The organism is Thermococcus sp., from assembly GCF_027063845.1.
Lineage (GTDB): Archaea > Methanobacteriota_B > Thermococci > Thermococcales > Thermococcaceae > Thermococcus.
The window spans coordinates 1-9,417 of record NZ_JAMOQU010000027.1; the positions used below are offsets into that span (position 1 = coordinate 1).

Below are 9,417 nucleotides of genomic sequence, written 5' to 3' on the forward strand. Positions count from 1 at the left end.
TTACAAACTTCGCCTGCGCGAAGTTTGACCAAGGTTTGTGATTCTTCTTCAAAAATGCTATTCTAAGAAGTTTGCACTCTCAATTGGAAGTGCTTTCAGAGAGCGCTCCTGCGGAGCGCGAGAAAAAAAAGCAAACCCGAATTCAAACGTTTTTAAAATCAGAGAATTCCTAGCTCACGGGAACTGTTGAAAGCGCAAACGCTTTTGAAGAAGCCCTTGTTAGAGGAATCACAAACTTTGATGAAACTTTGCAAAGGCAAAGTTTCTTGGTCAAGCTTTTTCCCAAAAGCTTCATTCACAAGCGCTGGCGGAAGAGTAAGTGCTTTTCTACGGAGTGGCAAGTTCTGAGAGGGGTTCTAACTCAACTTGCCCTTTGATTAGTGTTTCACTCTAAGAAGGCGTCCGAAGGACGCCAAAGATACAGGTGGAAACTAAAGGTGAAGTGGGCGCGCATAATAGGAACCCCACAGAAAGCTTTAAATTCTCAGAGTGCACGCACCCGGTTCGGAGTTTAACTGGCGTATAAATCCCCTTGGTCAAGCTTTGCACCAGCAAAGCTTGTTATGCAAAGGTTTATAAAACGTCTCCGGAAACACTCTCCAGTCTCCGAGAATGCTTAACTTTGGGGTGATGCTCATGGGAAGGACTGAGAAAGTCGGTTCCGCTGGAAGGTTCGGTCCGAGGTACGGTCTCAAGATTAGAAGAAGGGTCGCGGCCGTTGAGGCCAAGATGAAGCAGAAGCACGTTTGTCCCGTCTGCGGAAGGAAGGCCGTCAGGAGGATAAGCACCGGCATATGGCAGTGCCAGAAGTGCGGTGCCACCTTCGCCGGCGGTGCCTACCTGCCGACCACCCCGGCAGGAAAGGTCGCGAAGCGCGTCGTCGCTTCCAAGGCCTGATTCTTTTCCTTTGAGGTGATTCCTATGGTAGTTGCCGTTTACCGCTGTGCCAAGTGCGGTAAGGAGGTCGAGCTCGACCTCGCCACGACCAGGGAGGTCCGCTGTCCCTACTGCGGAAGCAAGATACTCTACAAGCCCCGCCCGAGGGTCGCGAGAAGGGTCAAGGCCATCTGAGCCTTTTCTTTCGAAAGGCTTTTATCAACCAAACCCGAACGAGTGGTTGCCATGATGCTGATAACTACTTCCCACAGACCGACGAGGAGGACGCGGAGCTTCGGCCACGACTTGGAGAAGGTCTTCCCCAACTCCCTCTACTTAACCAGGGGAAAGAAGACCATCCAGGACCTGCTCATGGAGGCCTACGACAGGAACTACGAGCGACTTCTGATAATCAACGTCTGGAAGGGCAACCCGCTCAAGATGACCTTCATCAAAGTTGACCCCGACGACTGGGGCTACCTCGGCTACCTCTACCTCCACGGCATCAAGCTCCAGCGCGAGATAGGTTTCAGAAACCTCAGGCCAATCCGCGAGGAGATGCCCTTCGTCGTGACCACCGCCAAGCGCGTTGGCATCGACCACACCGCCTTCGCCCAGGCCTTCGCCGAGCTCACCGGCGGAAAGTTCGTCCCCCGGGGTAACAAGAGCCTCCAGACGATAGCGGACAAGAACAACACCGATGTAATCGGCGTAATCGAGAACTACCCGAGGGGAATGGCCGTCAACTTCTACCGCTTCGACGTCACCAAGGACAGGCCCGTCGGGCCTTTAATCCTTGTGAAAATCTGGATTATGGAGGACGGGCGAAGATGGGACTACAAGGAAGCACTGGGCCTGAAGAGGTCTGGCCAATCGAGGGAGTGATTGAGTTAACTTTTCCCGACGAGGGAACGGCCAGGGTTGTCTACGAGAGCGTCCTCTACGAGCACAAGACCGTCCCCTACAGGCGGAGCAGGATTGATTTCGTTCTCGACGGGAGGAAAATCGTAATCCGCTTTTTGGCTAAAGATAACTCGGCCTTACGGGGAACGCTGAACTCTTATCTAAGGTGGATTAAGGTCGCGATGGATTCCCTTGAGCTCTGATTCCACTATGAGGAAAGAACCCTTCTGAAAATTTAGCAGATGATTAGTTAATAGCAACCAGTAGTAAGACTTATAACGGTGGTCGCGTATAATATGCCCGAGGGGATACAGAGACAACCGTAATTCGCAATTCAGAAGGGGTGATTTATGATGAACCGAGCCATGACCCCGTTCCTCTTTTCCCTCATTGTTTACCTTTCTATAATTGCTGCCGTAAGGCTCCTTCCGCCCTCTGACGAAGGGCCCAGTCCTGTCGAGGAGTTCCTTCAAATTGGCCTCATCATTATGGTGCCAGCCCTTGCGTCGTTTCTGTTCCTTCGAAAAGTGAAGGTTGATCCAGGGGCTTTCTGGGTGGCCTCAACAATTACTACAGTGCTTGCGTCCAGCATTATCTACGCCCTCTTTACGATGAACTGCACTCCGACGACCTGTGATGACGGTGTGGTCTGGTTTTTCGTAACTGCCCTCGTCCTTCTGGGCTTCCTGATTGGGGCCCTCCTATACAAGCTGACCGAGAGGCCCGGTTCCAGAAGCTCCCCCACTTGAGTTTAAATTTTTGAAGGGTTCTGTGTTGTCCCTACCTAAACTATTTAAAGCCCCGCCCTTATTCTAAGCGGAAGTCACGATAACGGAGGTGTTGTTATGCAGAACATCCCGCCTCAGGTTCAGTCCATGCTGGCCCAGCTTGAGAGCTACCAGCAGCAGCTTCAGCTCCTCGTCCAGCAGAAGCAGAAGGTCCAGCTTGAGCTCAACGAAGCGAAAAAGGCCCTTGAGGAGATTGAGAAGCTCCCCGACGATGCCGTCATCTACAAGACCGTTGGGACGCTCATCGTCAAGACTGAGAAGGCCAAGGCCGTCGAGGAGCTCAAGGAGAAGGTCGAAACGCTGGAAGTCCGCCTTAACGCACTCGAGAGGCAGGAGAAGAAGCTCAACGAGAAGCTGAAGGAGCTCACCGCGAAGATTCAGGCTTCCCTCAAGCCGCCCGTCGCGGGCTGATTTTCCTTTTCTCCTCCGGTGATGGGCATGGAGCAGAGGGGCGTTATCAACATAGGCCTTCCAGAGCTGAGCGAGGAACAGCTCATCGAAATCGGCGAGCTGGCGCAGAGGGTCATAATAAAGCACGTCTTCAGCGAGCTCAACAGGAGCGACGTCAAGGACATCGAGGTTACCACGAGGATAAACAGGGACGAGACACTGAACCTCGAAATCGAGGTTTATCTGGAAGTTCCAGTCTTCGTCAAGGTGGACGTCGAGAGGCTGATTGACGAGGCCCTCGAGAAGGCCTACGAAGCGGTAGAGAGGAAGCTGAGGGAGATTGCTAATGAAGGGAAAGCTCAAGCTTAAGCGCTTCCTCCAGCGCTCGCGGGATAAATCTTACCTCCTCCTCTGCCACCACAACGCCGACCCCGATTCCCTCGGCTCGGCGATAGCCTTCGCCCGCTACCTCAAGTCCATCGGCGTTGAGAGGGTCAGGATAGGCGTTGCCCAGAGCGTTTCCTCCTATGCGAAAAGGCTTTTGACGCTCTCGCCCGTTCCAGTTGAGAAAAACCCGACCGTTGAGGAAGACGTTGTCGTAATCTTCGACACCTCCTCCCTCGAACAGCTCGAACCGATTGAGATTCCGAAGGGGAAGACGGTAATCCTGATTGACCATCACGTCGAGAAGGAGAAGCCGATTAAGGCCGACATAGCAGTTGTTGACTCCTCAAGGACATCAACCGCCGAAATTGTGTGGGAGCTGTTCAAATACTTTAGCTTTGCCGACGAGGAAAGCGCGAGAGCCCTTTTGGCGGGAATCGTTACCGATACAGCCAACTTCCGCTTCGCCAACGCGAAGACCTTCAAAGCGGTGAGCGAGATACTGGAGAGGTTTCCGCTCCAGATGGGGGGGATATTCTCCCTCGTTGCCCCCGTTAGCGATGAGAACACCGACAACGCCAAGAGGATGGCCGTCCTGAAAGCCTGCCAGAGGCTCGAAATCAGGAAGTTCAGGAAGTACATTATAGCGATTTCGAAGGTTTCCGCTTACGAGTCCTACGCCTGCAAGGTCTTCCTCCAGCTCGGAGCAGACATCGCGATAGTCGGGAGCGAGAAGAAGGGCGTTAGAATTTCCGCGAGGGCCAAGGAGAGCCTCGTGAAGAAGGGTCTCCACCTCGGAAAAATCATGGAGAAGGTGGGGCCTGTCATTGAAGGCTCTGGTGGAGGACATGCGGGAGCCGCCGGGGCAAACGGAAAGGCCAACCTTGATAAGGCCATAAAACTAATCCTAAAGGAGATTGAGAACTTCCTCAGGGAGAACGGGTGATTGAGATGGCGAAGTGCCCGGTGTGCGGAAAGCCCCTCGACTGGGGGGAGCTGGTTGAGCAGATGCTGAGCCTTGAGAACGCCGAAGAAACGCTGAGGGACAGGGAGAGGTTCCTGAAGGCCATCGAGGAGTTCGCCTTCAGGTGCTCCCACTGCGGTGAGGAGTTCTATGGTAAGTACCTGCCGAGGGAAGAAGCAGAGAAGGTCTTCGAGCTCCTCAACGAGTTCAAGGGCTCGGTGGATTGGGAGAACAAGCGCGTCCGCCTCAGGCTGAACAGCCTCTTAGCTCTGGATAAGATGCTCGAGAACTGGGACAAGAAGATGAAGGGGTAACCCTTTTTAGGTTTTGGCACTATTTCAATCGTCCGGTGGTTTCTGTGGAATCGGTGAAGGAGAGGCTCAACGCCGGTGACTTCAAGGGTGCCCTTGAGCGGGCGAGGTCCTTAGACGACCCTCTGCAGAGGATTTTAGCGCTCAGCCTGGTCATGACCGAGTTCCCGCGCGAGGAGGTTCTCTCCGAGATGCTCGAAGCGGTTGAGAGGGTCACAGGTACCTACGAGAGGGCAATAGCGTATTCGCTCGTGGGCAGGGCGTTCTACATCCTTGACCGCGAGAAGGGAGGTTCCTTCTACTTCGAGCGGGCGGTGAACCTTGCGAAGTCCCTCCCATCTCCGAGACTTAGGGGCGAGGCTTTGGCGGGAATCGCGAGGAACCTCGTTTTAGCGGACCGATACGGCGATGCCTACATACTCTTCAGCGAGGCCGTTGATGAAATCCAGCGCGCGAGGGGGTTGAGTTCAAGAGCCCTTGAAACTCTCCGCAGGGTCTCGAGGCTCATCGAGAAGAGCGCCGACGAGATTCCCAATGAGAAGGCTCTGGCCTTTTACCGGCTCGCCCGCGACATCTACGACTCCCTCTTCTTCAAGCTCCAGGCCAAACACCTCTCCGACAAGATTGCGCTCATTGAAGACGTTCTCAAGCACGGCAGGGCTGTCGTCACCGAGCTGATAGAGAAGGGCGACGTCGAGAGGGCCATCGAGGTGATGCGCTTCCTTCCGCTGGAGGACAGGGCCGTCGAGATGCTCCACCTGAGCTACTGGCTCTTCCTCCACGAGAGGCCGTACCTGGCGAGAAAGGTCTTCAACGACGCGCTCGATTTAATCCTCGTCGGAAAGTTCCAGCCGAGGGACGGCGAGATTTTCTCGATAGCCAGGAAGATGCTCAAAATCGGCCGTCTCGAAGAGCCCCTAATCCTTGCTGGCGTCATCAGGGACGTGGGGCTTTCATCGGAGCTCCTTGGCGAGGTTGCGCTCGCCTACTCCCGAAAGGACCCGGCGAGGGCGCGCTCGATAGCCGAGGGGATAAGGGACGAAAGCGTTAAGAGACGGGTTTTGAATGCTCTTAGGGGTGTAGAGGATGTGGGACACGAGCAAGGACTACCGCTTACTGGTGGCGGAGAAGGCGATAGAGCTCTTCCTGAAGACGGTTGAAGGGGCGAAGTTTAAGGGTCACTGGGACAAGAAGAAAGCGATAAAGCTCGGCAAGGAGATGCTCCCCGAGATACAGGCGATGCGCTACAGCTACATAGAGCCGAACGAGCTAATCGAAACCCCCCAGATGAAGGCCCTGAAGGAGAAGGCCCTCGGAATAATCGAGGCCCTTGGAGGGGAAGACTGGCACCACAAGTTCATAAGCAACGCCTCAAAGGACGAGCGCGAGAAGGTTGAGGAGCAGGTCGCAAAGATTCGCTTCTTCCTCAACACTATACTCGGCCTCGACAAGCGCCTCGCCCTCGGCAAGATAAACGACCCTGTCATAGCCGTTGATATAAAAGTCGGCGAGGTTATGAGCGTCGCCAAGCACCCGAACGCTGACAGGCTTCTCGTCACCAACGTGAACATCGGCGACAGAGCTATTACCGTCGTTACCAACGACCTGACCGTGAAGGAAGGGAACCGTGTGGCGGTCGCGTTGCTCCCGCCGGCCAATTTCAGGGGAATAGTCAGCGAGGGCATGTTCCTTGGCGCTGGAGAGGGCGTTCTCAAAGATGTCAAGGGTGAAATTGGCGGCCTGCCAAAGGGAATTCCTCTTGAAGCTTTAAACGAGACGAGGAACCTCGTCGAGGCGTTTTTGAAGGGCTGAGGTGTTCTGCAATCATTTTTGCTCGCTTTCCAACTTTCTTCTGCCAAAAGTTATAAACGTTTATCCCCAAACATAATAACGGTGACTGGACGTGATGTGGCGCAGGCTCGTTCCAGTGGTTATCCTTGTCGCCCTCATAGCTGGCACGCTGGTGGCTTTGGGAGGTCTGCCGTCTGACGGGGAGGATTCCTCGGGGCTTTCCTCTTTCTGTCCATCTACATCCACCGCGAGGGTTGCCTCCTTTGACTGGGGCTTCGTTGTCCTTGAAAACTCCACTGATGTGAGAACCGTTCCATTTGTGAAGTTCATCGTTGGTCAGTACGGCAGAACGAACGTGAGCACAGGCAACATAACGGCAAAAGTCCCGGTCGTGGTTTTAATGGCCTGCAGTTACGATGGAAAACCCCTCTGGAACCTCACGCTTTCGGGCTACATCTGGGTCCACGATGGCGGAAAATACAACTGGTATAACGGAACCGCCCTTCCTGCTCTCCTTGTGGCGAATACGAGCGACTATCTCTACGTTCTCGGTTATCAGACCGCCCCAAGGGAGTTCCCAGACCTCAGGGGGTATGCACCGGACGATTACCTATACATCCTCGGCAAAAACGGGACTGTAAGGAGGTTTGACCTAGGCAGGGGCGTTGTTCCAATTAGAAACGCCTTCCTCGTTTCCAACGGTAGCTACGTGCTGATGGGCTTTGAAAGGCCTCAACTCGATGGCTCGCCTTACCTTGGCTACGTCATGATTCTGAACGGAACTAAGGTTGTCTGGAGCAGACTCTTCCGGATGAACGACCCAACGTGTCTCTGCTACGTCATTCCCGGTTGGGGCAGAATTGACGAAAACGGCTGTGCTGTATTCGGCATCTACGACGGTGAGGGAAGGTACTGCAACGGGGAGTTCACATACGTAGCCAACACAACGGGGTGAATCGAGGAAAGAAGGGAGATGCCGTCCTTGCGGTTCTCTGGGGCGTTCTTTTTCCGTCCATTCCCCCTCTGAAGCTTATCCGTTTTTGAGGTGCCAGCGTTGAGTGGAGCTCCCTTACAAGTGTCATTAGGTGCGAAAATAAAAATGACAAGAAAAGGCCTTCACTCTACGCCCATTCTCTTTTTCACAACTTCCAAAGCCCTCTTTGCGTCCTCGATGAACTCCGGGTAGCCAAGCTCTTCCATTGTCTCTGGCAAAGGAACGCCGAGCTCCTCGTGCCAGCCCTTGAGCCTGTAGAACTCTCTCCTCGCCTCAAGGAAGTCGTTGTAGTCTACGAACGCCGCGTTGCCCTTGGCAGGGCCATCCGGTTCTGGCTCCCACCAGCGAGGCGGAATCGTATCGTCGAGTGGAGGCGTCACCCAGTCGAGGGCGTCGTGGATTCTGGCTATGCTCTCGACGGCCCAGGCGACCTTCCTCAGACTCTCGACCGTCCACTCCTCGCCGGTCGCGAGTGAGTAGAGCTTAGCTAAGTCCTCCATCCTGTAGGGCACAAACTTGCAGACCCCGAGCATGTCGGTGATGTAGCTCTCGTCCCTGCCCTCTATCATCGACGGCACGAGCTCCTTAGCGGGTCCCTGGTTCGGTAGCTGATGGGGTCTTGGCCAGCCCCTTAAATGGCTCGCTCCAACGTCGGCGGTGGCGTAGCTCAAAGCGTAGGTCCTCCTTCCGCGCGGGTCCCAGGCTGGACTTTCCATGCCCTTCACGTGCACGGCGAACTCGCAACCTCTACCCAGGCGCTCGCAGGCCCTCTTTACGCCGTCCGCTAAAATCGCCCCGATTCCCTTCCTCTCGGCCATCAGCTTGATGAGCCTCTCCTCGGCCTCCTCATCGCCGAAGCCCTTGACAGGGAATCCTATCTCCTCCTCGCTTATGAGGCCCCTCTCGACCAGCTCGAAGAACCAGGCTATTGTGTTGCCCGTCGCTATGCTGTCGAGGCCGAGGTCGTTGACGAGCCAGTTGAAGTAAGCCACCGCTGGAAAGTTGAATACTCCAGTCGCCGCCCCGAGCATCGCGATGCTCTCGTACTCGGGCTTGACGCGGATTTTCCTGCCCTTATACTCGACCTCTACGTAGCGGGCGCACTTAATTGGACAGCTCTTGCCGTGGACGAACCACTCGGGCTCTACCTCGTACTTCTTGACCTCATCGCCCCCGAGTTTGCTGGCAAGCTCATCGGGGATGTAGGGCCTTGAGAAGTTGTAGGCCGGGCTCATTCCGAGGGAGGCCGAGCTTCTCAGCGCGTCGCTCGTCCCGTAGTTTCTGCTGTGCTCGTACTTCGGGTCGGTCGCGAAGTGGTCGTAGAACTCCTGCCACAGCCTCTGGAACTCTTCAGGGTTGGCAACCGGTGGCTTCTCTCCGGGCTCAACCACAACGGCCTTAACCTTCTTGCTCCCGAGGACTGCCCCGAGACCGCCCCTCCCGCTCGCACGCTCGGTGTCGTAAATCACGTTGGCAATCCTGCTGAGCCTCTCTCCAGCGGGACCGATTAAAGCCAAGCTCGCCTTTGGGTGCTCCCTCCAGAGTTCTTTGGCCACTTCATAGTTGCCCCTGCCCCACAGGTGCTCTGCATTCCTGATTTCCACCTCCCCGTTGTGGACATAAATGTAGACGGACTCCTCGGCTTTCCCTTCGATAATGAGCGCATCGAAGTGGCCCTTGAGCTTGGGTCCGAAGGCATCTCCACCGCTTGAATCGCTTATAAGTCTCGTCTCGGGGCTCTTGCTGACCGCTATGACCTTGCTCGAACCCGGAATTAACCCGGTCAAACCGCCAGTTGCAAATACGAACTTGTTGGCCGGGCTTAACGGGTCGGTTCCCGGTGGCACTTCCCTGTAAATCAGGTAGTAGCCGAGGCCCTTCCCGCCGACGAACTTCCTTATCACCTCGTCGGGCAGTTCCTCGTAGGTGACCTTTCCCTCGGTCAGGTTCACCCTCGCTATCCTGTTGTGGTAAGCGAACATCAGACGCACCCCCTTGCCCTCTCCCTATCTTCCC

13 protein-coding genes are annotated in these 9,417 nt (G+C 55.2%); 12 read left to right on the forward strand and 1 reads right to left on the reverse strand.

The window, feature by feature from the left end; translation table 11 throughout:
- The first annotated feature begins 636 nt into the window (after positions 1-636).
- The 12 genes from MVO87_RS02290 (at position 637) to MVO87_RS02345 (ending at position 7,362) form a co-directional block, all read left to right on the forward strand.
- A complete protein-coding gene (locus MVO87_RS02290; protein ID WP_297514954.1) occupies positions 637-897 on the forward strand; it encodes a 50S ribosomal protein L37ae in 261 nt (86 codons plus the stop codon).
- 24 nt (positions 898-921) lie between these two features.
- Positions 922-1,071: a DNA-directed RNA polymerase subunit P gene (locus tag MVO87_RS02295; protein WP_099210181.1), complete on the forward strand. Its 150-nt coding sequence runs from the start codon at positions 922-924 to the stop codon at positions 1,069-1,071.
- A 51-nt stretch (positions 1,072-1,122) separates the two neighbouring features.
- A complete protein-coding gene (locus tag MVO87_RS02300) occupies positions 1,123-1,761 on the forward strand; it encodes a ribosomal biogenesis protein (RefSeq protein ID WP_042689085.1) in 639 nt (212 codons plus the stop codon).
- Positions 1,707-1,982: a KEOPS complex subunit Pcc1 gene (pcc1, locus tag MVO87_RS02305; RefSeq protein WP_297514940.1), complete on the forward strand. Its 276-nt coding sequence runs from the start codon at positions 1,707-1,709 to the stop codon at positions 1,980-1,982. The genes MVO87_RS02300 and pcc1 overlap by 55 nt, the downstream gene beginning before the upstream one ends.
- 150 nt (positions 1,983-2,132) lie before the next feature.
- Positions 2,133-2,528: a hypothetical protein gene (locus tag MVO87_RS02310; RefSeq protein WP_297514943.1), complete on the forward strand. Its 396-nt coding sequence runs from the start codon at positions 2,133-2,135 to the stop codon at positions 2,526-2,528.
- Between the two features lie 96 nt (positions 2,529-2,624).
- Entirely contained in the window at positions 2,625-2,978 is a 354-nt protein-coding gene (locus MVO87_RS02315) for a prefoldin subunit beta (RefSeq protein WP_015859108.1), read from the forward strand.
- A gap of 21 nt (positions 2,979-2,999) precedes the next feature.
- A complete protein-coding gene (locus MVO87_RS02320) occupies positions 3,000-3,326 on the forward strand; it encodes a DUF3194 domain-containing protein (RefSeq protein ID WP_524540266.1) in 327 nt (108 codons plus the stop codon).
- Complete coding sequence (locus MVO87_RS02325) at positions 3,304-4,287, forward strand: DHH family phosphoesterase (protein ID WP_297514948.1); 984 nt, start codon at positions 3,304-3,306, stop codon at positions 4,285-4,287. The genes MVO87_RS02320 and MVO87_RS02325 overlap by 23 nt, the downstream gene beginning before the upstream one ends.
- Before the next feature lie 5 nt (positions 4,288-4,292).
- Positions 4,293-4,619 carry a hypothetical protein gene (locus MVO87_RS02330; RefSeq protein ID WP_297514960.1) on the forward strand — a complete coding sequence of 109 codons (327 nt, stop codon included), beginning with the start codon at positions 4,293-4,295 and terminating at the stop codon, positions 4,617-4,619.
- Between the two features lie 35 nt (positions 4,620-4,654).
- The gene (locus MVO87_RS02335; protein ID WP_297552050.1) at positions 4,655-5,776 is read left to right on the forward strand and encodes a tetratricopeptide repeat protein; all 1,122 of its coding nucleotides are present in this window, start codon (positions 4,655-4,657) and stop codon (positions 5,774-5,776) included.
- Complete coding sequence (locus tag MVO87_RS02340) at positions 5,703-6,428, forward strand: tRNA-binding protein (RefSeq protein WP_042689100.1); 726 nt, start codon at positions 5,703-5,705, stop codon at positions 6,426-6,428. The genes MVO87_RS02335 and MVO87_RS02340 overlap by 74 nt, the downstream gene beginning before the upstream one ends.
- Positions 6,429-6,522: 94 nt before the next feature.
- Positions 6,523-7,362, forward strand: a complete 840-nt coding sequence (locus tag MVO87_RS02345; protein ID WP_297514709.1) for a hypothetical protein — start codon at positions 6,523-6,525, stop codon at positions 7,360-7,362.
- 161 nt (positions 7,363-7,523) lie between these two features.
- Here MVO87_RS02345 and MVO87_RS02350 read toward each other — a convergent pair whose 3' ends face one another.
- Positions 7,524-9,383: an aldehyde ferredoxin oxidoreductase family protein gene (locus tag MVO87_RS02350; protein ID WP_297514697.1), complete on the reverse strand. Its 1,860-nt coding sequence runs from the start codon at positions 9,381-9,383 to the stop codon at positions 7,524-7,526.
- Positions 9,384-9,417 lie beyond the last annotated feature (34 nt).